The sequence below is a fragment of the Thermocrispum agreste DSM 44070 genome, assembly GCF_000427905.1.
Taxonomy (GTDB): domain Bacteria; phylum Actinomycetota; class Actinomycetes; order Mycobacteriales; family Pseudonocardiaceae; genus Thermocrispum; species Thermocrispum agreste.
Genome location: NZ_ATYX01000010.1, coordinates 21,248 through 44,277 on the forward strand (window position 1 = coordinate 21,248; position 23,030 = coordinate 44,277).

Annotated in this window: 20 protein-coding genes; 12 read left to right on the plus strand and 8 right to left on the minus strand. The window is 68.6% G+C overall.

The genetic code is table 11. The features are described from left to right. Positions 1-347: 347 nt before the first annotated feature. A complete protein-coding gene (locus YWY_RS0108695) occupies positions 348-1,358 on the minus strand; it encodes a patatin-like phospholipase family protein (protein WP_084609128.1) in 1,011 nt (336 codons plus the stop codon). A 470-nt stretch (positions 1,359-1,828) separates the two neighbouring features. Between YWY_RS0108695 and YWY_RS23195 the strand changes: the two genes are divergently transcribed. Continuing rightward, positions 1,829-2,527, plus strand: a complete 699-nt coding sequence (locus YWY_RS23195; RefSeq protein ID WP_051310080.1) for a C40 family peptidase — start codon at positions 1,829-1,831, stop codon at positions 2,525-2,527. A gap of 354 nt (positions 2,528-2,881) precedes the next feature. Next, on the plus strand, positions 2,882-3,160 hold the full coding sequence (locus tag YWY_RS0108705; protein ID WP_028847302.1) for a DUF2277 domain-containing protein: 279 nt from the start codon (positions 2,882-2,884) through the stop codon (positions 3,158-3,160). A 614-nt stretch (positions 3,161-3,774) separates the two neighbouring features. On the opposite strand, the gene YWY_RS0108710 is transcribed toward YWY_RS0108705, so the two are convergent. The 3 genes from YWY_RS0108710 to YWY_RS0108720 form a co-directional block, all read right to left on the minus strand. After that, positions 3,775-4,395 (minus strand): thymidine kinase, encoded by a 621-nt coding sequence (locus tag YWY_RS0108710; RefSeq protein WP_028847303.1) that lies wholly within the window; start codon positions 4,393-4,395, stop codon positions 3,775-3,777. A 501-nt stretch (positions 4,396-4,896) separates the two neighbouring features. Beyond that, entirely contained in the window at positions 4,897-5,538 is a 642-nt protein-coding gene (locus YWY_RS21010; protein WP_038044864.1) for a VC0807 family protein, read from the minus strand. Further along, entirely contained in the window at positions 5,535-6,428 is an 894-nt protein-coding gene (locus YWY_RS0108720) for an alpha/beta fold hydrolase (RefSeq protein ID WP_028847304.1), read from the minus strand. Before YWY_RS0108720 ends, YWY_RS21010 begins: the two co-directional genes overlap by 4 nt. 89 nt (positions 6,429-6,517) lie before the next feature. Here YWY_RS0108720 and YWY_RS0108725 point away from each other — a divergent pair, with 89 nt between their 5' ends. The 5 genes from YWY_RS0108725 (at position 6,518) to YWY_RS0108745 (ending at position 12,077) form a co-directional block, all read left to right on the plus strand. After that, complete coding sequence (locus tag YWY_RS0108725; protein WP_028847305.1) at positions 6,518-7,099, plus strand: TetR/AcrR family transcriptional regulator; 582 nt, start codon at positions 6,518-6,520, stop codon at positions 7,097-7,099. 857 nt (positions 7,100-7,956) lie between these two features. Further along, entirely contained in the window at positions 7,957-8,958 is a 1,002-nt protein-coding gene (locus YWY_RS0108730) for a LacI family DNA-binding transcriptional regulator (RefSeq protein WP_211227512.1), read from the plus strand. A gap of 44 nt (positions 8,959-9,002) precedes the next feature. Further along, positions 9,003-10,268, plus strand: a complete 1,266-nt coding sequence (locus YWY_RS0108735) for an ABC transporter substrate-binding protein (RefSeq protein ID WP_028847307.1) — start codon at positions 9,003-9,005, stop codon at positions 10,266-10,268. 10 nt (positions 10,269-10,278) lie between these two features. Beyond that, entirely contained in the window at positions 10,279-11,166 is an 888-nt protein-coding gene (locus YWY_RS0108740) for a carbohydrate ABC transporter permease (protein ID WP_028847308.1), read from the plus strand. After that, positions 11,163-12,077 carry a carbohydrate ABC transporter permease gene (locus tag YWY_RS0108745; protein WP_084609129.1) on the plus strand — a complete coding sequence of 305 codons (915 nt, stop codon included), beginning with the start codon at positions 11,163-11,165 and terminating at the stop codon, positions 12,075-12,077. Before YWY_RS0108740 ends, YWY_RS0108745 begins: the two co-directional genes overlap by 4 nt. 593 nt (positions 12,078-12,670) lie before the next feature. On the opposite strand, the gene YWY_RS21015 is transcribed toward YWY_RS0108745, so the two are convergent. Together YWY_RS21015 and YWY_RS0108755 are read right to left on the minus strand one after the other, a co-directional pair. Beyond that, positions 12,671-12,871, minus strand: coding sequence for a YbdD/YjiX family protein (locus YWY_RS21015; RefSeq protein ID WP_038044865.1), 201 nt, complete (start codon positions 12,869-12,871; stop codon positions 12,671-12,673). Next, complete coding sequence (locus YWY_RS0108755) at positions 12,868-15,057, minus strand: carbon starvation CstA family protein (RefSeq protein WP_028847310.1); 2,190 nt, start codon at positions 15,055-15,057, stop codon at positions 12,868-12,870. Before YWY_RS0108755 ends, YWY_RS21015 begins: the two co-directional genes overlap by 4 nt. A gap of 131 nt (positions 15,058-15,188) precedes the next feature. Between YWY_RS0108755 and YWY_RS0108760 the strand changes: the two genes are divergently transcribed. Genes YWY_RS0108760 through YWY_RS0108770 form a run of 3 tightly spaced genes read left to right on the plus strand, consistent with a single transcriptional unit; the run spans position 15,189 to position 17,200 of the window. Next, positions 15,189-15,569 carry a VOC family protein gene (locus YWY_RS0108760; protein WP_028847311.1) on the plus strand — a complete coding sequence of 127 codons (381 nt, stop codon included), beginning with the start codon at positions 15,189-15,191 and terminating at the stop codon, positions 15,567-15,569. 45 nt (positions 15,570-15,614) lie between these two features. Next, entirely contained in the window at positions 15,615-16,622 is a 1,008-nt protein-coding gene (locus YWY_RS0108765) for a sigma-70 family RNA polymerase sigma factor (protein WP_156899157.1), read from the plus strand. Then, positions 16,622-17,200, plus strand: a complete 579-nt coding sequence (locus tag YWY_RS0108770) for a TIGR03086 family metal-binding protein (protein ID WP_038044866.1) — start codon at positions 16,622-16,624, stop codon at positions 17,198-17,200. Before YWY_RS0108765 ends, YWY_RS0108770 begins: the two co-directional genes overlap by 1 nt. A gap of 36 nt (positions 17,201-17,236) precedes the next feature. Here the strand turns inward: YWY_RS0108770 and YWY_RS0108775 are convergent, their stop codons facing one another. Next, positions 17,237-18,193, minus strand: a complete 957-nt coding sequence (locus YWY_RS0108775; protein WP_028847314.1) for a helix-turn-helix domain-containing protein — start codon at positions 18,191-18,193, stop codon at positions 17,237-17,239. 87 nt (positions 18,194-18,280) lie between these two features. Here YWY_RS0108775 and YWY_RS24040 point away from each other — a divergent pair, with 87 nt between their 5' ends. Beyond that, complete coding sequence (locus YWY_RS24040) at positions 18,281-18,436, plus strand: hypothetical protein (RefSeq protein ID WP_156899158.1); 156 nt, start codon at positions 18,281-18,283, stop codon at positions 18,434-18,436. A 51-nt stretch (positions 18,437-18,487) separates the two neighbouring features. Here YWY_RS24040 and YWY_RS0108785 read toward each other — a convergent pair whose 3' ends face one another. Further along, entirely contained in the window at positions 18,488-21,025 is a 2,538-nt protein-coding gene (locus tag YWY_RS0108785) for a DEAD/DEAH box helicase (protein ID WP_051310081.1), read from the minus strand. A gap of 152 nt (positions 21,026-21,177) precedes the next feature. Here YWY_RS0108785 and YWY_RS0108790 point away from each other — a divergent pair, with 152 nt between their 5' ends. Next, complete coding sequence (locus tag YWY_RS0108790; protein ID WP_028847316.1) at positions 21,178-22,446, plus strand: hypothetical protein; 1,269 nt, start codon at positions 21,178-21,180, stop codon at positions 22,444-22,446. Positions 22,447-23,030: the final 584 nt, after the last annotated feature.

Here is a 23,030-nt window from a genome sequence, read left to right on the forward strand (position 1 = left end):
CCGCCGCGGCGTGCGGCGGCTGGCCGCCCGGAGCCGTTCGGCGCCGCGGTCGCGCCCCGATCGCGTGCACGGCTCGCATGTTCGGTGCCCGCCCGACCTGGCAGCCCGCCCGCGGGGTGCAGCCGCGGCAACCATGCTTCGACGAGCGTTCACCGGCGAGCGCATGGCACCGCCACCGGCCGTTCCTGACCGGGCCCGCCGGGCGTTCCACCGTCGGCTGATCACTCAGGCAGTCACGTCGCACCCGGCGGCAAACACCGCGGACGCCGATCCCCGTCCGACCCGACGACCGTGTGGCGCGCTCACCGCCTGTGCAGCACCACCCCTGGGTGCTGCCCGGCCGGTCGTCACCCAGCAGCCAGTTTCGACTCCTGTCGCATTGCTTCCGCGACGCGCGCCGGACCGCTGCGCAGCGCTGCTTCGAACGTGGCGATCCGTTGCCGCCCGCTCAACGGGTTGGTCCCCATTGCCGCCCGGTCGGCCAGGGTCGGCGTGAATACCCGCACCTGGTAGCCCGCGCGACGCAACGCCGACACCTCTGCTTCCAGCCGACGCTGCATGAACCGGCGCAGCACCATGTCCACCGCTTCGCCTTTCGAGCGCGGACGCTGCCATCTGGTGGCCCCGGCCATCGGCGCGAGCACCACGATCTCGTCGACCGGAGCGCCCACCAGCAAATCAGCCGAGGTCGACGAGTACACCGCCCCATCGACATACCGCCGGCCGTCGATCGTCACCGGCGGGCTCACGCCAGGCACCGAGCAGGACGCGCGCACGGCTTGCTGTATGCCTGCTCGCCCGTCCGCACCGAACGCGACCCGTTCTCCGGAGTCGTAGTCGACCGCCACCACCCTGGTCGCCGGGTGACCGAGCCACTCGCCGGGCTCGGTCAGCGCCAGCAACGGCGCAAGGAAGTCGTCCAAGCTCATCGTGCCCGCCGGGAACAGCCCGGACAGCGCCACGGACGGGCGCACACGATGCGGCTGGAGCACCCCACGCAGGGTCAGCTTCGGCGCTGCGGGCAACGGGCGCTTTCGCACCGGCGCCACCACCTGCCGGGCCGGAGGCTTGGCGCGCAGCGGGTGCCCGTCCGGCAGCTCCCTGCGATACCAGCGGCGCAGGTCGTCCACGTCGATCCCGCTTGCCAGCAGCGAGACCAACAGCGCGCCCTGTGACGTCCCGAGCAGGACACGCGCCTCGCTCGCCCGCCAGCCCGCGACCTCCTGCAGCGACACCAAAGTGGCCGCCGACCAGGCCAACCCCGTCACCCCGCCTGCCCCGATGACCAGCCCTTTACCGTGCCTTCGCGGCGGCTTTGGCGACCCGGACCACGTGTGCACAGAGTGTGCCGACACCATGACAGGAACTGTAAACACCGCGCCCGGCAAAAGCCAGCAGATCGGACGACGACACCAAGATCGGTATTCGTCAAAACACTCTCTGTATCAAGGTAAACCAATCGTCAAACAGCGCGCCTGGGGTGACATACACCACCCATCTGGTGTGACTCGAAGCACCCGATCGGACCCTTCCACACGATCACGCACAGATCACGACAACCCTGATTACCTGCGGTTTTTCTGCTGAATCACATAACACTTCGATAGTCAAGACCGGAAAGAAAATTCCGGTGAACCTTTTCCATACCGGGCCACGTGTGCTTATCGTAGCCAGCGGCCGGATCGCCCGGCCGACGTCCGCGGGGAGACGTGTAATTCATTCCATACACATCTGGAGGACGAACGTGCCCACGTCATCGGTAAGCGGCTCCGGCCGCGGCCGACGAATTGGTGCCACCGCTCTCGTCGCGGCAACATCAGCCGCAGCTTTGCTGACTTTCGACTCGTCGGCCGTCGCCGAGGCGGCGTCGCCGGCGAAGACCAGGACAGGCTTCTACGAGGTGTCCGACTCGGTGAAGCAGGGCAGCCGGATCACGTTCCGGGGCAAGCTGACCACCGCAGGCGGCTCGCCGCTGGGCGGCTACAAGGTCGACCTGATGCGGACCTACAACGGCAGCAAGTGGTTCCGGGTGGCCAGCCCGCGCACCTACAGCAACGGCAAGGTGTCGGTCACCAACGTCAAGATCAAGGCGACCGCGAAGTACCGCTGGGTCTTCCGCGGCACCTCCGGCCACGCCAAGTCGTGGTCCCGGACCCAGAAGGTGGTCGCGAAGGTGCCGATCAACCTGCGGATCGTGCGGGCGGCCGCGGCCAAGAAGGGGTCCCCGTACCGCTACGGGGCGTCCGGGCCGAACGCGTTCGACTGCTCCGGGCTGACCCAGTACGCGCACAAGCAGGTCGGCATCAAGCTGCCCCGCACGTCGCGGGACCAGTACAAGAAGGTGCGCAAGATCAGCAAGTCCTACCGCAAGCCCGGTGACCTGCTGTTCTTCCACCGCGGCGGCAACGTCTACCACGCGGCGATCTACGCCGGGAACAACACCATGTGGACGGCGCCGCAGTCCGGCGAGTCGGTGAAGAAGGCAAAGATCTACAGCAGCAGCTACTACGTCGGCCGCGCCTGGTAGGCGTTCGAACAACGGCCACCTGCTGATCGATCGCGCTTGACGAGGCGCATTGGCACCCGGCGGCTACCCGCGCCGAGCCCGTGAGGGCGGGGCGGGTAGCCGCCCTTTTGCCATGGGGGCCGCGCACGTAGCCGCACCCCTGCCATGGGGGCCGTGTAGGTCCCCCATGGGGCCATGCAGGTAGCCGCACCCTTGCCGTGAGGGCGGTGCGGACAGCAATCCTCTTGCCGTGAGGGCGGGCAGGCCGGCCCTGTGCCCGCCCAGGGCAGACGATCCGGCGACCACCTGGTTCCCGCAGGTGCGGCGAGCGTTCGGCCTGGCCAGGTGTCGGCCCGGTTTGTCATGCTTGCCCGCATGTGTCGAAACATCCGCGTGCTGCACAACTTCGACCCGCCCGCGACGGACGAAGAAGTGCACGCCTCAGCTCTGCAGTACGTCCGCAAGATCAGCGGCACCACCAAGCCGTCGGCCGCCAATGCGGAGGCGTTCGAGCGTGCCGTAGGCGAAGTGGCCGCCGCCACCCGGAAGCTGCTGGACAGCCTGGTGACGTCCGCGCCGCCGAAGAACCGGGAGGTCGAAGCGGCGAAGGCCAGAGCGAAGGCGGCCAAGAGATACGGAACCCTGGCCGGCTGAGCGCGGCCGTCGGCCGCGCCGAGTCGAAGGAAGATCCGAGTGCCGCTCCGACGAACGGCGCTGGTGACGCGACCCGGACGGTGGCGCACCGCCGGCCTGGCCTACGCGTGGACCTGACCGCCAGGGCCGTCGATGCCGCGCGCCCAGGCGCGCCGCGCCCCAGCGGCTCCAGCACAGGCCACACCGCACCCGCTCACGCCACGCCCCAACGGCTCCAGCCCAGACTGCACCTCACCGACTCACACCACACCCAACAGCTCCACCCAGGCCACAATCCACGACCATCACCACCGGCACCGCGCTCGAGCTCGGCCACCCCAACGCAACGGGTCAGCTGCCCACCCCATCGACCGCCCGGCAGCCCCACGATCTTCGTCTCATCCGCAGCCGGCCGACGCTCCGGCAGGCCACTGCAGTGGCTCGGACTCGCCGACGGCACCCGACTCACCAGCCAGGGCAGCAACCCAGCCGGCACCCACCCCCGAGACACAGGCCAGGCCCCCTCCCCGGCCACGCCAGCCCACCCACCAGGACGGCGACCCAGCAGCCACCGCCTCGCCGGTCCGAGCACAGACTCAGGCCGAGCGCCGCCAGCGGACGCCGCCTACCCCGGCTCACTCGCCCAGGCCGCGGATCTCCGGCCCGAGCACCTTCCGGCCCTGCGTGATCTCCTTGAACTCCGCCCTGCTCACCGACACGTACCGGTCGTTGCCGCCGATCTCCACCTGCGGTCCCTCGGTGACCGCCCGGCCCTGCTCGTCCACCCGGACCACCATCGTGGCCTTCTTGCCGGTGTGGCAGATCGTCTTGATCTCCGTCAGGGTGTCCGCCCACGCCAACAAGTACTTGCTGCCCTCGAACAGCTCTCCCCGGAAGTCCGTGCGCAGGCCGTAGGCCAGCACCGGGATGTTCAACCGGTCCACGATCTCGGTGAGCTGCCATACCTGGACCTTGGTCAAGAACTGCGCCTCGTCCACCAGGACGCAGTGCAGCCTGCCGTTCGCCTCGACGTCCGCCTTGGTCAGCTCGAGCAAGTCCTCGTCGGCGGTGAATGCGCGCCCGTCGGCCTTCAGGCCGATGCGCGACGCGATCACACCCGTGCCGTACCGGCCGTCGACGCGGGGCGTGAACAGCAACGTCCGCATGCCCCGCTCGTGATAGTTGTGCGCGCTCTGCAACAGCGTCGTGGTTTTCCCCGCGTTCATCGCCGAGTAGTAGAAGTACAGCTTGCTCAATCCATGAACTCCTCGCCGTCGGACAGCAGGTCGAGCTGACGCAGTATCTCGCGGCTCTACGACACCCGGACACCCCTGGCCCCTGCCAGCCCTGCGGTGCCGAGTCCACCCGGTACGGCTGTGACCCGACGCCCGAAAGTGCTTCCACGCGGATCGCCTGGGTCGACGGCGGCGTGATCGGCGCGCTCGGCCCGACCGTCCTCCTCTTGTTGATCACGCTGACAACTGATCGCGGCGGCGTCAGCGATCAAGAACCGAGGCGGGCAAGCAGCTGGCCAGGTTGAGGCGAGGATTCGGGCGCCTGCAACCTCGCGCCTTGAGCCAAACGAGAACGGTGCGGCGACCGGACCGCGAATCATCCGGCGGAACAGGATGCCCGGAAGAGGCACGGGATGTCGAGCTGCACCGGGTGTCCGTACGCAGAAGGCCGGGGCCGCTCACCGCGACCCCGGCCTTCTCACCATTCGAGTACGAAGGTCGTCCCCCGAGGTGGACCCTGCTTCAGCCCGCCGCCTGGGCCGCGCCGACCTCGTAGCGCGCCTGCACCCGCGAGGAGTACCACACGGTCCACACCGACAGCAGCGCCACTACTCCGAGCAACATCACCAGGCTCAGCGCGACCATCACGTCGGCGGGCACCAGGTAAACCAGCAGCACCCGCAGCGCCGCCTCCACCAGCAACGCGACCCCCCACACGGCGGTCATCAGCACGAAGGCGCGGCGGAATTGCGGGATGGACGCACACAACCGGTCGATCTCCGCACGGTGCGCCTGCGACGAGCCGGCCCGGGCCACGACCAGCACGAGCGGCTTGCTGGTGAAGCAGCTGACCAGCAGGATCACCGCCGCCGCTGCGACGCTGAACGACTCCTTCACCAGGAGGAACTTCTCGTCGCCCGAGATGAACGTGAGCAGCAGGCCGACCCCGAGTACCGCGGCCAGCAACGCGGCGAATCCGTCGAACGAACGCTTCAGCACGGCGACGAAGGCCAGCCGGGCTGCCGCACAGATGGCACCGGTCAGCAACGCGAGACGCTCGTCAGCACCGGCCAGGCGCATGCCGTAGTACACCGCCAGTGGGAAGCCGGCGTCCCACACCAGCAGGGTCAGCAGCGGCTTGGCGTCGGAGTTCGCGCCGCTCATTGCTGCACCCGCTGCTCGACCGACGAGACGAACTCGAGCACGCGCTCGTTCACCTCGGTCGCGGACTCCCCGGCAATGGCGTGCGTGGCCGAGGGCCACAACTCGCACTGCGCGTCCGGGAGCAGCCGACGGGCACGCTCGAACGACTTCCGCGCGTCGTGCATGACGCTCCGGCCGCCCACCAGGACGAGCGTGGGCACACGGATGGACCGCAGCTGCTCGTCGCGGAACACGCGAGGCGTCGGCAACCCGATCCGGAACGTCCGCATCCCTTCTTCGATGACGGACGCGACCGGATCGTCGGCATCGACCTCCGCGCCGTCGGAGATCCACTCGATGAACGAGGGCCTCCCCCAGCGCCGGACCACGGGGAGCGCCGCCAAGGCGCTGCGCGTGACGAGGCCGACGGTGAACGGCGCGAAGGTCTGCACCGGCTCGATCAGGGTGAGCGAGGCGAGCCGGGACTGCTCGTGGACGGCGAAGTTCGCGGCCAGCCAGCCACCGAACGAGTAACCGACCAGGTGCGCACCCGACAGCTCCAGCTCCTCGAGCACCGTGGACAGCCACGCAGCCTGATCACGCGCGTTGCGGATGGGCGCGGTCTGCACACTGCGACCGGCTTCCCCGATGATGTCGATCGAGTAGACCGGGCCACCACGCTCGGCGAATGCCGCGAGGTTGGGTTCCCACATCACGGTGGCACCGGCCCGCCCGTGCAGCAGCACCATCGGCGACGGCCCGGGCTCGCCGAACCGGTAGACCCGAGCCGTCCCGAACGCCGTCTCGACATCGAAGTGCGCGGCGGCACGGGGCAAGGCGGCGAAGGCGCGTTCGTACACCGCGAAGTACTCCTCGCGCGCCTGGCTTGAGACGAATCCACTGAGCCCCATGCGTCCTCCCCATGTTTTTGCAATACGATCGGATTATAAAATGCCCTGCAGGTTTTTGCAAGCCGGTCGTATTGCGAAAGGGGTGGCGGATGCCCAAGCGCGTCGATCACGAGGAGCGCCGACAGCTCATCGCGGCGGCGGTGCGACGGATCGCGGCCGATCGCGGGCTGGAGGGGGTGAGCCTCGGCGAAGTCGCCACCGAGGCGGGTATCTCCAAGGGGTTGGTGCAGCACTACTTCGCTTCCAAGGACGAGATGCTGCGCTATGCCACCGGCACGTTGCGCGAACAGGTGGATCGCCGCGTCGGTACCGACCTGCCGGAAGGGCTCGCCGGCCTCCGAATGATTCTGCTCGCGCTGCTCCCCCGTGACGCGGCGAGCAGAACGGATGCGCTCGTGGCCAATGCCTTCTTCGTGCGGGCGCTCAAGGATCCGATCATCGCCGAGCGCTTCCGCACCGGGCACGAACAGCTTCGCCACGGCGTCGCCGCGATGATCTCCACCGCACAGCAGGCGGGTGAGCTGAACGCGGACTGCGATCCGGTCACCGAAGCCGACCTGCTCATCGCGGTGGTGACCGGATTGATCGATGCGATCCTGCTCGGCCATCGGACGATCGAGGAAGCCGAACGCCTGATCGATCATCAGCTTGCCCGCCTCGCCGCGCAGTGACACCGCGAGCACCCGCCTCACCTTCTCGGGAACCGCCGTGGACGCGGCAGCGACACAGCGAAACCCCGCCAGCACTCACCCTCACGACAGCGAATCCCGGGTCCGGCGGCGAACACCCGGCGGCCGGAGGAGACGACCTGCCCCGGCCCATCCGGCCCGCTGTGCTCGGTCTCCGAGCTGGCGAGATGCCCGGACGGCCGGCAGCACAGGCAGCGGTGGCGAGATACCTGGACAGCAGCAGGCTGCGCCACAACGGTGGCGAGACACCTGGACAGCCCGGCAGCGCAGGAAGAGCTGCGACGGAGTGACACCACTTCGCGCAGATCAAGCCACGGCCGCGGGTGCAGTAGCCGCGGCGCAGCGGCCGATGCCGCAGAAGAGCAAGTACTGCCACAGCCACGGACGCAGGAGCCACGGCCCTCGGACGGCCGTGGCCATGGTAGTCGTGCGCCACAGTTGCGGACACAGGGGCCGCGGAAGCCCATCTCGACCTGGAAATCCACGACAGCGGGCGCACGGACGCGCGCGCAAGGGCGGCCCCGATCATGGTTGCCTCAAGGCCGGAGGCCCTGAACGGACGACCTCGCCGCTGCCGAACGGTCCGTTCGCGCGGCCGCGCAAGCCGTACGTCGTACCGACCGTCACACCGTCTGGTCTCGCCAGCGGAGAGTCACCATAATCGATGCTTGCTGCCCGATCGGGCGACAACTGGGGTACCGTTCAGACAACGTTGTCATAGCCGCCCCGGGGTGTGACGAAAGACCCCTTGTCGTCCTCGTCCGATGCGCTACCGTTCGTCCGATGACAACGTTGCCGTCGAAAGAGGTCTTGCGCCGATGATGTCCGCCCGCCCGACGATGAAAGACGTCGCGGCACTGGCCGGTGTCGGCTTGAAGACCGTTTCGCGCGTGGTCAACAACGAAGGGTCGGTCAGCCCGGACACCGCGGAGCGAGTCCATGCGGCCATCGCCAAGCTGGGCTTTCGACGCAACGAAGGCGCGCGCCTGCTGCGCCAGGGCCGCACCGCGTCCATCGGACTGGTGCTGGAGGACGTCGCCGACCCGTTCTCCTCCATCCTGACCAGGGCCGTGGAAGAGGTCGCCCGCCGGCACGACTCGCTGGTGTTCGCCGGTTCCTCCGACGAGGACCCGGTGCGCGAGCGCGAGCTGACCCTGGCGTTCTGCGCCCGCCGGGTGGACGGGCTGATCATCGTACCCGCGGGCGACACCCACCGCTACCTGGTGCCGGAGATCATGGCGGGCACGCCCGCGGTGTTCGTCGACCGTCCCCCGCAGGACATCAACGCGGACACGGTGCTGGTGGACAACGAAGGTGGCGCCCAGACGGCGGTCGAGCACCTGATCGCCCACGGCCACCGGCGCATCGCCTTCCTCGGCGACGCCCCGTCGATCTTCACCGCGACGGCACGGCTGGCCGGCTACCGGGCCGCGCTGGAAGCCGCCGGCCTGCCCTACGACGAGTCGCTGACCCATCTCGCGCCGCCGACGGCCGAGGCGATCCGTCACGCCTTGGCGCGCGTGCTGGCCGGGCAGGACCCGGCCACCGCGTTGTTCTGCGGCAACAACCGCGTGACGGTCCAGGTTCTTCGCGAACTTGCCAAGCGCCCCGAACGGCCCGCCCTGGTGGGCTTCGACGACTTCGAGCTCGCCGACGTGCTGCAGCCGCCGATCACGGTTGTGGCACAGGATCCTGCCGAATTGGGGCGCACCGCCGCCGAGCTGTTGTTCGAGCGGCTGGGCGGAGACCGGCAAGGACGTGCGAAAACGGTTCGGTTGCCCACGCGGTTGATCCCGCGCGGGTCCGGTGAGTTGCCGATTGCACGCGGCAACGGGACGTGACTACCGTCCACATCCAATGTGAAGGGAAGCGAGGAGGCTTCACCATGAAGCTCAGAGCGTTGATCGCGGGATTGTCCGCAGTCGCGCTGGCGTTCACCGCGGGCTGCGGCGGTGACGACGGCGACGACACCAAGGACGTCGAGGTGTTCACCTGGTGGGCAGACGGCAGTGAGAAAGCCGGCCTGGACGCCCTGGTCGCGGAGTTCAACAAGCAGCACCCCGATCTGAACTTCGTCAACGGTGCCGTTGCCGGCGGCGCGGGCAGCAACGCGAAGAACGTGCTGGCCTCCCGCCTGCAGCAGCAGGACCCGCCGAGCACCTTCCAGGCGCACGCGGGCGCCGAGCTGCTCGACTACATCGAGGCGAACCAGATCCAGGACATCTCGGCGCTGTACGAGGAGTACGGCTGGAACGACGTCTTCCCGAAGGACCTGATCGAGCTGCTCACCGTGGACGGCAAGATCTACTCGGTCCCGTCCAACGTGCACCGAGCCAACGTGGTGTGGGCCAACCCCGAGGTGCTGAAGAAGGCGAACATCGGTGAGGAGCCTGCCAAGGACCTCGACGAGTTCATCGACCAGCTGGAGAAGCTGAAGAAGGCCGGCGTGGACACGCCGCTGTCCATCGCCACCGACTGGACTCAGGTGCACCTGCTGGAGACGGTGCTGATCGCCGACCTGGGGCCGGAGAAGTACATCGGCCTGTGGGACGGCTCGACCAAGTGGGACGGGCCGGAGGTGCGCAAGGCGATCGACCACTACGCCACGCTGCTGTCCTACACCAACACCGACCGGCAGAACCTGGATTGGCCGGACGCGACCAAGATGGTGATCGACGGCAAGGCCGCGTTCAACATCATGGGTGACTGGGCAGAGGCGGCCTTCCAGGAAGCCGACAAGGAATGGGGCAAGGACTACATCACCTACCCCGTGCCCGGCACCGACGGCGTGTTCGACTTCCTCGCCGACTCGTTCACCCTGCCGGTGGGCGCGAAGAACGAGGAAGGCACCAAGGCGTGGCTGCAGACCGTGGGCAGCGCCGAGGGTCAGAAGGCGTTCAACATCAAGAAGGGTTCGATTCCGGCCCGCACCGACGCCAACCCGGACGACTACGGCGAGTACCAGAAGACCGCCATCGAGTCCTACAAGAACGACACCATCGTGCCGTCGCTGGCGCACGGTGCCGCGGCGTCGGTGAAGTGGTCGACCGCCATCACCGAGGCGGTCAGCAGCTTCTCCGCCAACAAGGACAAGGCGAAGCTGATCGACGCCTTGGTGAAGGCAGCGGAAGACAACCAGAAGAAGCAGTAAGGGACGCTGAGTGTTCACCAGGATCAGGAGCTGGGGTCCCCCCGTCCTGCTGATCGCCCCGACCTTGATCCTGCTCGGCATCTTCGTCTACGGGCTGATCGGTGCCGGGGTCTGGACCTCGCTGACGGACAACGTCCGAGGCCAGACCACCGGCACCGTCGGCCTGGAGAACTACGAGAACCTGTTCAACGACGACACGTTCGTCTACTCGCTGCGCAACGTGGCGATGTACACGGGCGCGTTCGTCGCAGGCACGCTGTTCTTCGGGTTCCTCTGGGCGTGGTTGCTGGAGCGGGGCGCGCGCGGCGAGGGCATCTTCCGCGCGGTGTACCTGTTTCCGATGGCCGTTTCGTTCGTGGCCTCCGGTGTGGTCTGGCGGTGGTTGCTCAACAGCAACACCGGGGAGCAGGCCAGCGGGTTGAACCGGCTGTTGGACATGGTCGGGCTCGGCTTCCTGCAGGGCCAGTGGTGGACCCACGAAGGGTGGGGCATCTTGGCCATCGCGATGCCTGCCATCTGGCAGCTGTCCGGCTACGTGATGGCGCTGTTCCTCGCCGGCTTCCGGGGCATCCCGGAGGAGTTGCGTGAGGCTGCCCGGGTCGACGGGGCCACCGAGTGGCAGCTGTACCGGCACGTGCTGTTCCCGCAGCTGTCGCCGGTCGCGCTGTCCGCGGTGATCATCATCGGCCACATGTCGCTGAAGGTGTTCGACCTGATCATGGCGGTGGCCGGACAGACCAACTACACCACGCAGGTGCCCGGTACCCAGATGTGGCTGAAGTACACCAGCGGCGAATGGGCCGAGGCCGCGGCGATCGGCACCGTGCTGCTGCTGGTGGTGGCCGTGCTGATCGTGCCGTACTTGATCAGCACCTACCGTGCGGAGCGTCGCCGATGACCACCACCGTGCTCGAAGACATCAAGCCGAGGGTCGACGGGAAGGCAAAGAAGCCGAAGACCAAGCCGGTGCGGCCGCCGGGCAGCAAGGGGCCGCGGGCGGCGGCGGTGCGCACGATCCGGTACGCGCTGCTGCTGTTCTTCACGGTCGTCGTGCTGATCCCGGCCTACGTGCTGCTGGTCACCAGCTTCAAAAGCGGTGCCGAGGTGTCGCCGGACACCGCGTGGGCACTGCCGGAGAACTGGGACACCTCCGGCTGGGAACGCGCCTGGGAACGGCTCAGCGACTCGCTCGGACGGACGTTCCTGCTGGTCGTCCCGGCGGCGCTGCTGTCGTCGGTGCTCGGCTCGATGAACGGGTTCGTGTTGTCCAAGTGGCGTTTCCGCGGCGCCGACCTGGTCTTCACGCTGATCCTGTTCGGCATGTTCATCCCGTACCAGGCGGTGATGATCCCGCTGGTCGAGGTGATCGACACGATGGGATTCGAGCGGGGGATCCCGTCGCTGATCTTCATTCACGTCGTCTACGGGTTGCCGATCTGCACCCTGATCTTCCGCAACTACTACGCATCCATCCCGACGGAAGTCATCGAGTCGGCCAAGGTGGACGGCGCGGGCATGCTGCGCACGTACTTCTCGATCGTGCTCCCGGTGTCCATCCCCGGCTTCGTGGTGACGATCATCTGGCAGTTCACCTCGGTGTGGAACGACTACCTGTTCGCGATGTTCTTCTCCAGCGCGCAGAACGGGCCGGTCACCATCGGGCTGAACTTCCTCGCCGCCGGGCAGCTGCAGGACTATGCGGCGTCCATGGCGGGTGCGCTGATCGCCTCCGCGCCGACGCTGCTGGTCTACATCATCCTCGGCCGGTGGTTCGTGGGTGGCCTGATGGCCGGCTCGGTCAAGGGCTGACCCTCCGCGATCACCCGGCGACATGACGACCGGCCCTGGCGGGAGTTCCCGCCAGGGCCGGAGTCTTTTCGGGGACGGGCACCGGTGGACGCGGCGCATATGGGATCGGCCCCACGCCAGTGCTCACACGTGAGAGCGGCTTCGACGATCCATGGCGGACCCCGGTCCGGCACATGCCTGCCATGGCGGCCGGTGCCGGATTGCGCCCGGCCGCGGCACGGTCTTTCGGATCCGCACGACCGGGGACCCGCTGCCGCCGCCACAAACCAGACCCGACGGTGGCGCACGACACCGGCCAGGCGGAGCCGGCCGACGCCATCCACGCGGGGCGTGCGGTACTGGAGTACGCGGGCACCGTCCGGAGATCGACGGCAACCCGAGCCTGGTCGGGGTGCGGTACTGGAGTACGCGGGCACCGTGCTGCCCATGGGCCGACGCCATCCACGCGGGGGGCCGCCCGCCGGATGAGCGACATCGAGACCGCCACGCGGTTGTCGACCGGTCCCGCACGACGCACTCCGGCGCTGTGCCGATCTACCCGACCAAACGGGTTGGGGCCGTGCGGCACGACCCCAGCCCGCCGCGGGCTCAGCTCAACAGCACCGTGCGCCGGGCTGCGCCAGCCGCTCGTGGCGGATGCGCTCGTACTCCCGCCTGCTCGGCACCGGTTCGTCCGGGTGCAGCCGCTTCCGATGCTCCACGAAGCGGTCGTACTCGGTCTCCCCGGTGAGCTCGGCCAGGTACCAGCGCACGCCGCGCAGTGTCCGGCGTAAACGCCGCCAGGCCGCCGTCATGACGAGTCACCGTCCTTGCCTGCCGAACCGCCGGAGCCGTCGTCCGTACGCACCCCGGACCCGTTGGGCGGGGCGCCGATCGCGGCCAGCTGCTTCTTCTCCTCCGCCGTCGCGAACAGACCGGACGGAGCGACGATCTTCGACTCCTGCCACGGCTCCTCGGTCGTGGGCAACGGCTCCGGCGAGCGCACCGCACGCCAGCACACCACCAGCGCGTTGCCGATCACCACCACGACCAGCAGGGCGAACAGCGCGGCCAGGACACCGTCGACCGTGGAGTTGGTGACGATCGTGGACATGTCGTCCAGGTCCTTTGCCGGGGCCAGCACCTCGCCGCGCTCGAGCGCCGCCGCGTACTGGTCACGCTGGGCGAAGAACCCGATCTTCGGGTCGTCGGAGAACACCTTCTGCCAGCTCGCCGTCAGCGTGACCGCGGCGTCCCACGCCAGCGGCACCGCCGTCACCCAGGCCCACTTGAGCTTGCCGCTCTTGACCAGGATCACCGTCGCCACGGTCAGCGCGATCGCGGCGAGCAGCTGGTTGGCGATACCGAACAGCGGGAACAACTGGTTGATGCCGCCGAGCGGGTCGGTGACACCGGCCCACAGGAAGTAGCCCCAGGCGGCCACCACCACGGCGCTGGTGAACCACAGGCCCGGCTTCCAGGACACCCGGCCGAGCGGCTTGTAGATGTTGCCCAGGGTGTCCTGCAGCATGAACCGGCCGACCCGGGTGCCCGCGTCGACGGTGGTCAGGATGAACAGCGCCTCGAACATGATCGCGAAGTGGTACCAGAACGCCCGCATCCCTTCGCCGCCGAAGACCTGGGCGAAGATGTCGGACATGCCGACGGCCAGGGTCGGTGCGCCACCGGTGCGGGACACCAGTGACTCCTCCTCCACCGCCGCGGCCGCGGCGTCGAGCTCCGCCGGGGTGATCACGAACCCGAGGCTGTTGACGAACTCGGACGCCGATTGCACCGCTCCGCCGGTGACGCCCGCCGGTGAATTCATGGCGAAGTACAGGCCCGGGTCGAGGATGCACGCGGCGATGATCGCGGCCACCGCCACGAACGACTCCATCAGCATTCCGCCGTAGCCGATGAGCCGGACCTGGGACTCCTTCTCGATCATCTTCGGCGTGGTGCCGGACGACACCAGCGCGTGGAACCCGGACAGCGCGCCACACGCGATCGTGATGAACACGAACGGGAACAAGTCGCCGGAGAAGACCGGCCCGATCTCGTCGAACGCGAACTTGGACACCGCGTCCGCCTGCAGCACCGGTGCGGCGATCACCACGCCGATGGCCAGCAGCACGATCGTGCCGATCTTCATGAACGTCGACAGGTAGTCACGGGGCGCGAGCAGCATCCACACCGGCAACACCGACGCCGCAAAGCCGTAGACGACCAGGAACAGCGTCAGCGTCTCCGGGTCGAACGTGAACGCGCTCGCCCACGACGACTGGGCCACCCAGCCACCGGCGATGATCGCCAGGATCAGCAGCGCGACGCCGATCACCGACGTCTCGATCACCTTGCCCGGCCGGACCACGCGCAGGTAGAAGCCCATGAACAGGGCGATCGGGATGGTCATCGCGATGGAGAAGGTGCCCCACGGCGACTGCGCCAGCGCGTTGACCACGACCAGCGCCAGCACCGCGAGCAGAATGATCATGATGACGAAGACGCCGAGCAGCGCGGCGACCCCGCCGACCACACCGATTTCCTCCCTGGCCATCTGGCCGAGCGACTTGCCGTTGCGGCGCATGGAGAAGAACAGGATCACCATGTCCTGCACCGCACCGGCGAAGATCACGCCGACGATGATCCAGATCGTCCCCGGCAGGTAGCCCATCTGCGCCGCCAGCACCGGGCCGACCAGCGGGCCGGCCCCCGCGATGGCCGCGAAGTGGTGCCCGAGCAGCACCCGACGGTCGGTCGGGTGGTAGTCGACGCCGTTGTTCAACCGCTCAGCGGGCGTCGCTCTGGTGTCGTCCACCTGAAGCACCCGCTTGCAGATGAACCGGGCGTAGAAACGGTACGCGATGGCGTACGAGCCGAGTGCCGCGCCGAGCAGCCAGATCGCGGAGATCGACTCACCGCGCGCCAGCGCGAGCACGCCCCAGCAGACGGCGCCCACGATGGCGACGGCCGTCCACGTGACTACCGACTTGAGTTTCATGGCGTGAGTCCTACTCCAGATCGGGCGTGCTGTTAAGAGCTGGGAACGAAAATTTTTCCCCAACCGATGAGTTCGCCGGGCTCGCCCGGTCTTCCTCGGTGAACCCGTTCCAGCCGACCGAGGAGGAAGCGATGAGTGCCGTGTTGGGTTCCATGCTGCTGTCCAGCGACGACCCGCAGCGCCTGTGCGCGTTCTACGCCGATGCCCTCGGCCTGGAGTCCGGCCGGTCGCCCGACGGGCAGTACAGCTTTCTGAACGTCGGCGGGTTCTTCGTGATGTTCGATCACCGCGACGACGTCTCCGGCCGCACCAAGGAGCCGGGCCGGGCGATCTTCAACATTCACGTCGACGACGTGCCCGAGGCGGCCGCCCGGTTCGAGAAGGCGGGCGCGACGTGGCTGGCGCCGCCGGAGGACCGCGACGGTTCGTGGTTCGCCACCGCGATCGACCCGGACGGCAACTACGTCCAGCTGATGCACGTCTCCGAGGAAGAGCGAGCGCGGATGGGCTGACTCATGACGGCGGTTTTGTCGCCGGATCGGGGTACTGTGTCCGGCATGTCCGCTCCCAGCATCGACGACGATTTCGTCCGGCTCGCCGACCCGTTCCGGCGCGAGCTGCTCGCGCACTGCTACCGCATGCTCGGCTCGGTGCACGATGCGGAAGATCTGGTCCAGGAGACGTACCTGCGGGCGTGGCGGGCTTACGACAAGTTCGAAGGCCGCTCGTCGCTGCGCACCTGGCTGTACTCCATCGCCACGCGCACCTGCTTGAGCGCGCTGGAACACAAGAGCCGCCGGGAACTTCCCACCGACGTGGCCGATCCGGAAACCAGCAGCAGCGCGGAGAAGCTGCAGCGCGGCGAGGTGCCGTGGCTGGAGCCCATCCCGGACGCGATGATCACCACCGACGAGACCGGTGACCCCGCGGCGGTGGTGGCCACCCGCGAGTACACCCGCCTGGCTCTGCTCGCCGCGTTGCAGCATCTCCCGCCGCGGCAGCGGGCGGTGCTCATCCTGCGCGACGTGCTGCGTTGGTCGGCGGCCGAGGTCGCGGAGGTGCTGGACATCAGCGTGGCGGCGGTGAACAGCCTGCTGCAACGCGCGCATGCGCAACTGGAACGCACGGCCCCGTCACCGGACGAGCTCGACGAGCCGGACGAGGCCGGACAGCGCGAGCTGCTGCAGCGATACGCCAAGGCGTTCGAGACCTACGACGTCGACGAGATCGTGCGGCTGTTCACCGACGAAGCGGTGTGGGAGATGCCGCCGTTCCTGAACTGGGTGCAGGGCGCGAAGCGGATCGGGGAGCTGATCCGTACCTACTGCCCGGCGAAGCGCCCTGGCGACATGCGCATGGTGCCGACCAGGGCGAACGGTCAACCGGCGTTCGCGCTGTACATGCGGGACCAGGAGGACGGCACGTTCAAGGCGTTCCAGCTGCAGGTGCTGGATCTCGGCACGGACGGCGTCCGGCACGCGTACGTGTTCTTCGACGTGTCGTTGTTCGAGCTGGGCGGCCTGCCCGCGGTGCTTGACTCGGTCGAGCAGGACGCCGGCCGCTGATGGCGGGCGCCCCTGGAGTTCAGTCGCTGTCCGGCGGCATGGAGCTGCTCGAACGCGCGATCAGCTACACCGTGGGCACGTTCGGCGCCGTCACGCCGGATGTGCTCACGGCGGCCACCCCGTGCCGGGAGTGGTCCGTGCAAGACCTGCTGGATCACCTCAACGACGGGATGAGCGCCCTCGGCGAGGCGTTCGACGACGGGTGGGTGCACGTCGATGCGGACCTGCAGGACCGATGTCCGCTCGACGTGCTCAGGGAGTCGGCGCGGGCCTTGCTCGCCATCATCGCCGAGCGGCGCGCGGGGGTGCCGACGGTGGACATCGACGGACGGGAGATCGCCGGGGCGGTGGTGGCTGTCACCGGGGCGCTGGAGCTTGCCGTGCACGGCTGGGATCTCGCGCAAGGTTGCGGAGCACCCAGGCCGCTGCCGGACGGGCTGGCCGCCGATCTGCTACGGCTGGCTCCGCTGCTGGTCACCGACGAGGACCGGCCAGGCCGGTTCGCCGACCCCGTGCCGGTGCCCGCGGCCAGCTCGTCTTCGGACCGGCTGCTCGCCTGGCTGGGGCGCGAACCCTGAACCGCACCCGGACGTGGCGTCAGGAGGCGTCCGTCCTCACGCCCCGGCGTGCGCGAACGTCCGGCGATACGCCTTCGGGGAGACCCCGACGATGCGCTGGAAGTGGTGCCGCAGCAACGCCGCACTGCCGAAACCGACGGCCGCAGCGACCTCCTCCACCGGCAGGTCCGACTCCTCCAGCAGCCGCCGCGCGTGGACGACCCGCTGCACGGTGAGCCACTTGTTCGGCGTCGTGCCGGTCTCGGCCACGAAGCGGCGCGCGAACGTCCGCTCCGACATTTGTGCGCGCTTGGCCAGGCTGCTCACCGTGTGCGGCTCGGCGAGGTTGTCCAGCACCCAGTCCAGGATCGGCTGCAAGCTGTCGCATTCCGCGGGCGGCACCGGCTGCTCGATGAACTGCCGCTGACCGCCGTCCCGGTGCGGGGGCACCACCATGCGCCTGGCCACCGCCACCGCCGCGGCCGAGCCGATCTCACGGCGGATCAGGTGCAGGCAGGCGTCGATGCCTGCGGCCGTCCCGGCGCTGGTCACCAAATCCCCGTCGTCGACGTACAGCACGTTCGGGTCGACGTCGGCTTCCGGGAAGCGCGCCATGAACTCGGCCACATACCGCCAGTGGGTGGTGCACTTGCGGCCGTCCAGCAGGCCCGCCGCGCCGAGGATGAACGCCCCGCTGCACACCGACATCAACGTCGCTCCCCGCGCGTGTGCGGCCCGCAGGGCCTCCAGGACGGCAGGCGGGTACTCGTCGCGGACGGTCGCAGCCGGTACGACCACCAGATCGGCGTCGACCAGCTCGTCCAGCCCGCACTCCGGAATCAGCCGCATCGGCATGCTGGTCGGCACCGGCTCACCGGGGCGCTCGGCACAGATGCGGAAGTCGAACAGGGGCACGCCTTCTTCCCGCCGGTCGATCCCGAACACCTCGCACACCACACCGAGTTCGAACGGGGCGACGTGGTCGATGACCACCGCGGCAACGCTGTCGAGCATGGCCGCCAGGGTATGTGGCAGAAAGTTTGCGCACAAGGTCAGTCCTGCCACTGGTGGCAGTATTTTTCTGGTCGCAAACTTAATGCCATGGAACTCGTGATCGCATTGCTCGTGGTACTGGCACCGTTGATCTACCTGGCATGGCGCAGCCCGCGGTCGTCCGAGCCGGGGCCGCGACTGTTCGGCAGCGTGGCATTCGAAGACCGGGACATCGAGCGGGTGAGGCAGGAACTCGTCCGTTGAGCGCCCGATGGAGGCAGCGCAGCCGGCCCGCCAGCCACGACTCGTCCGCCGTCAGAGCTCACCCACGTCGACGACCCGGACGACCGCACACCCGGCCTCGTCGGACGCCGCCAGATCGACCTCGGCGGTGATCGCCCAGTCGTGATTGCCGTCGGGGTCGTCCAGTGTTTGCCGCACCGTCCAGCTGTCCGACCCCTTCTCGATCGAAAACAGCGCGGGCCCGCGCGCGTCCGGGCCGGTACCGATCGAGTCGTACTCGGCGAAGTAGTCCGCCAACGCCTCCTCCCATGCGTCGGCGTCCCAGCCGCTGTCCGAGTCCAGCGCGCCCAGCGCCTCGTAGTCCTCCCGCGCCGCCAGCTCGACCCGGCGGAACATCTCGTTGCGCACCAGCACCCGGAAGGCCCGCTCGTTGCCGGTGACCGGGCGCGGCGCGCTCGGCTCCGGCCGCTTCGCCTCGCCCTCCTCCAGCGGATGGCGCAGCGCCTCCCACTCGTCCAGCAGGCTCGAGTCGACCTGCCGCACCAGCTCGCCGAGCCATTCGATGAGATCCAGCAACGGCTCGGTCTTGTCGTCGTCCGGCACGGTGTGCCGCAGCGAGTCGTAGACGTCCGACAGGTACCGCAGTACCAGGCCTTCCGAGCGGGCCAGCTGGTAGAAGCTGATGTACTCGGTGAAGGTCATCGCCCGCTCGTACATGTCCCGCACCACGGACTTCGGCGACGGCTGGGTGTCGGCCACCCACGGGTGCCCGCGCCGGTAAGTCTCGTAGGCGGCCATGATCAGTTCTTCCAGCGGCTTGGGATAGCTGACGTCCTCCAGCAGCGCCATGCGCTCCTCGTAGTCGATCCCCTCCGCCTTCATCTCGGCCACCGCCTCGCCGCGCGCCTTGTACTCCTGCTGCACCAGCACCGGGCGTGGGTCCTCGACGGTCGACTCGATGATCGACACCACGTCCAGCGCGTACGTCGGCGACTCCGGATCCAGCAGCTCGATGGCGGCCAGCGCGAACGGCGACAGCGGCTGGTTGAGCGCGAAGTCGAACTGCAGGTCGACGGTCAGCCGCACCCGGCGGCCTTCCTCGTCCGGCTCGTCCAGCTGCTCGACCACGCCTGCGGTGCGCAGTGCCCGGTAGATCGCGATGGCCCGCAGAATGTGCTTCAGCTGACGGTTCCGCGGCTCGTGGTTGTCCTCCAGCAGCTTGCGCATCGCGGCGAACGCATCACCCGGCCGCGCGATGACGTTGAGCAGCATCGCGTGCGTGACGGTGAAGCTGGAGGTCAGCGGCTCCGGCTCGGACTGGATCAGCCGCTGGAAGGTCGACTCGGTCCAGTTGACGAACCCCTCCGGCGCCTTCTTCCGGACGATCTTGCGCTTCTTCTTCGGGTCGTCCCCCGCCTTGGCCAGCGCCTTGGCGTTCTCCACCACGTGGTCCGGCGCCTGCACCACGACGTAGCCGTCGGTGTCGTATCCGGCGCGACCGGCCCGCCCGGCGATCTGGTGGAACTCCCTGGCCTTCAGGTGCCGCATGCGCTCGCCGTCGAACTTGGTCAGCGCGGTGAACACCACCGTGCGGATCGGCACGTTGATGCCCACCCCGAGGGTGTCGGTGCCGCAGATGACCTTCAGCAGCCCCTCCTGGGCGAGCTGTTCGACCAGGCGCCGGTACTTGGGGAGCATGCCCGCGTGGTGCACCCCGATGCCGTGCCGCACCAGCCGGGACAGGGTCTTGCCGAACCCGGAGGCGAACCGGAAGTCCCCGATGGCCTCCGCGATGGCCGCCTTCTCCGCCTTGCTGCACACGTTGACGCTCATCAACGCCTGGGCCCGCTCCACCGCCGCCGCCTGGGCGAAATGCACCACGTAGATCGGCGCCTGACCGCCGTGCAGCAGCTCGTCGATCGTCTCGTGCAGCGGGGTCATGGCGTACCGGAAGGTCAGCGGCACCGGCCGCTCGGTCGACGTGACCACCGCGGTCTGGCGGCCGGTCCGGCGGGTCAGGTCCTTCTGGAAGAAGGACACGTCGCCGAGCGTGGCGGACATCAGCAGGAACTGCGCGTGCGGCAGCTCCAGCAGCGGCACCTGCCACGCCCAGCCGCGATCCGGGTCGGAGTAGAAGTGGAACTCGTCCATCACCACCTGGCCGACGTCGGCGTCCGGCCCGGACCGCAGCGCCATGTTGGCCAGGATCTCCGCGGTGCAGCAGACGATCGGCGCGTTCGGGTTCACCGCCGAGTCGCCGGTCATCATGCCGACGTTGTCCGCGCCGAACACCTCGACCAGGTCGAAGAACTTCTCCGACACCAGCGCCTTGATCGGCGCGGTGTAGAACGCGCGCCGGCCTTCCATCAGGTTGGCCAGCAGGAAGAAGTGCGCGCCCATCGCCACCAGGCTCTTGCCCGACCCGGTCGGCGTGGACAGGATGACGTTCGAGCCGGAGACCAGCTCGATGAGTGCTTCCTCCTGATGCGGGTACAGCGTCAGGCCACGGCCCGCCGCCCAGTCGACGAAAGCCTGGTAGAGCTCGTCGGGGTCGGCGGATCCGTCGAAACAGGGCAGGGCACGAAACAGAGTGGCGCGGGTAGCGGTCATCGTGTCTACACTGTGCCATCCAGGGGAATCAGGCCGACGAGGAGTTCATCCCGACGCGCAGCAAGCCCCGGCAGGCGACGATCGTCACCGAACCCGTAGGCTCACTCTCGCACATTCGCGCGCACCCGCGTTTGGAGCACCCGGAGGACGCAGTGGCAAGCGACATCATCCCGATCGAGCTCGGGCTGCCGCAAGGCGACCTGGTCACCCTCTGGGCGCCGCGCTGGCGAGAGGACGGCGAGGAGTGGGAGGCCTTCCTCGGCGACGACGAGGACCTCTACGCGTTCCCGGACGCCGCCCACCTGGCCGCGTTCGTCCGCACCGCCGAGCAGCACGACCTCATCGACCACCCGTCGTGGCACATCGTGCCCGCGCTCAACGTGCCCGAGCTGATCCCGGACGACGACCACTCCTACGACCTGGTCGGCGTGCCGGAACTGGTCGCCGAGGAGCCGGACTCGTGGACCATCGGCGAGCTGGCCGAGATCGTCAACATCGTCCGGTCGCTGGCCGACGTGTGCGGGCTCGACGAGGTCCACGAGGTGCTCGACGCGCACGAGGGCTTCTCGCTGCTGCCCCAGGGCAAGCTGCCGTTCACCGGCCGGGAAGGCGCCAAGCTGTGGGACGACCTGGCCACCGCGGTCGCCGAGAAGTGGGACATCGTGCTCGACGCGATCGACGAGCTGGTGGTCGTCCCGGAGATCGACGAGGCGGCGCTGGAGGAGACCGCCGAGGAGCTGGCGGCCTTCCACGAGGAGTCGGCCGAGTCGGAAGCCGGCGTGGACGACGAGGTGCTCACCGCAGGCAGCGACGACATCGACACCGTCGACTCCGACGACGAGGACACCGACGACGAGCCGGTCGGCTTCTGGGGCGAGGTCGGCATCGACCCGATCAAGATCGTCACCCGCAACAACACCGAGTACTACACGCTGCGCTGCTACCTCGACGACGAGCCGGTGTTCCTGGGCAAGGACGGCAAGATCGACGTCTTCCCCTCCGCCCGCGCGCTGGCCCGCCAGCTGGCCGAGCCGAAGGAACTCGGCGACAACGACATGGCCGAGATGCCGACGTGGGACGACATCGTCGCCAAGGCCACCAGCGGCGAGCTGGAGGTCGACGTCACCGAGGACAACACCTACGTGCTGGCCGGGCTGGAGGACGACATCGCGGAAGGCCCCAGCGCGATCGACCCGAACCAGCTGGACCTGGCGGTCGAGCTGATCCTGGACGCGGCCGACTGGGCGGGCGACGACGCCCCTGCCGAGGCGCTGGCCGAATCGGAGAGCCTGGGCTGGCTGGTGTCGTTCGTGCTCCGGCCGAACGTGAACCGGCTCGAGCCGTCGCCGCCGTTCGACGACGAGGTGGCCGCCTGGGTCAAGCTGGTCAACGCGCTGGAGGACCGCTTCCAGGTGCACTGACCGGGCGCCGGGAGCAAGATTCGGCAACAGATCGGCAACAGATTCAGGCCGGCGTACTGCGCCGCCGTCGCGCGCGCATCCGGCCCTTCCCTTTCGGGGCGCCGACGCGCACGAGTGCGCAGTGTCCGCGCAAAATGGCTCGAGCAGTTGATCTTGCGGCCGGGCCCGGTTGCGTTCGGTGACCACATCCGCTTCGCGGCGCGCGGACCCGGTGCTCCCCACCCGCCGCGCGCCGCCGCGTCGCCAGGTCGAACGAGACCACCGAATGATCGTCACCGGCCGCTTCCCGTGCAGGTCACGGCGCATGTCCGGCCGTGGCGGCGGATCGCCCCGGGTGGGGCGAAGGGGACACGATCGGGTGTGTCACCATCGGCGTGTCGGCCCCAGGCAGCACCGCGCGAGCTGCCAAGATCAACACGTGCGGTGGCCGCCGCAACGGCCCACCGCCGACCACATCGGACCAGACGTGTCTCACCTTCGGCCGAAGGGTCACGACGGGCCGGTCGCAACGTCGCGGTGATCGGCTGACCTGCGCTGGTCCGATCTTGCCTGGGGGCGTGATCGGCAGCACGCGCGGTGTAGGT

Excerpts from the sequence above, each read along its gene's own strand:
- YWY_RS0108695 (WP_084609128.1), bottom strand. The coding sequence starts at position 1,358 with ATGGTGTCGGCACACTCTGTGCACACGTGGTCCGGGTCGCCAAAGCCG.
- YWY_RS0108705 (WP_028847302.1), top strand. The coding sequence starts at position 2,882 with ATGTGTCGAAACATCCGCGTGCTGCACAACTTCGACCCGCCCGCGACG.
- YWY_RS21010 (WP_038044864.1), bottom strand. The coding sequence starts at position 5,538 with ATGAGCGGCGCGAACTCCGACGCCAAGCCGCTGCTGACCCTGCTGGTG.
- YWY_RS0108720 (WP_028847304.1), bottom strand. The coding sequence starts at position 6,428 with ATGGGGCTCAGTGGATTCGTCTCAAGCCAGGCGCGCGAGGAGTACTTC.
- YWY_RS0108725 (WP_028847305.1), top strand. The coding sequence starts at position 6,518 with ATGCCCAAGCGCGTCGATCACGAGGAGCGCCGACAGCTCATCGCGGCG.
- YWY_RS0108730 (WP_211227512.1), top strand. The coding sequence starts at position 7,957 with ATGAAAGACGTCGCGGCACTGGCCGGTGTCGGCTTGAAGACCGTTTCG.
- YWY_RS0108735 (WP_028847307.1), top strand. The coding sequence starts at position 9,003 with ATGAAGCTCAGAGCGTTGATCGCGGGATTGTCCGCAGTCGCGCTGGCG.
- YWY_RS0108745 (WP_084609129.1), top strand. The coding sequence starts at position 11,163 with ATGACCACCACCGTGCTCGAAGACATCAAGCCGAGGGTCGACGGGAAG.
- YWY_RS21015 (WP_038044865.1), bottom strand. The coding sequence starts at position 12,871 with ATGACGGCGGCCTGGCGGCGTTTACGCCGGACACTGCGCGGCGTGCGC.
- YWY_RS0108755 (WP_028847310.1), bottom strand. The coding sequence starts at position 15,057 with ATGAAACTCAAGTCGGTAGTCACGTGGACGGCCGTCGCCATCGTGGGC.
- YWY_RS0108760 (WP_028847311.1), top strand. The coding sequence starts at position 15,189 with ATGAGTGCCGTGTTGGGTTCCATGCTGCTGTCCAGCGACGACCCGCAG.
- YWY_RS0108765 (WP_156899157.1), top strand. The coding sequence starts at position 15,615 with ATGTCCGCTCCCAGCATCGACGACGATTTCGTCCGGCTCGCCGACCCG.
- YWY_RS0108770 (WP_038044866.1), top strand. The coding sequence starts at position 16,622 with ATGGCGGGCGCCCCTGGAGTTCAGTCGCTGTCCGGCGGCATGGAGCTG.
- YWY_RS0108775 (WP_028847314.1), bottom strand. The coding sequence starts at position 18,193 with ATGCTCGACAGCGTTGCCGCGGTGGTCATCGACCACGTCGCCCCGTTC.
- YWY_RS24040 (WP_156899158.1), top strand. The coding sequence starts at position 18,281 with ATGGAACTCGTGATCGCATTGCTCGTGGTACTGGCACCGTTGATCTAC.
- YWY_RS0108785 (WP_051310081.1), bottom strand. The coding sequence starts at position 21,025 with ATGACCGCTACCCGCGCCACTCTGTTTCGTGCCCTGCCCTGTTTCGAC.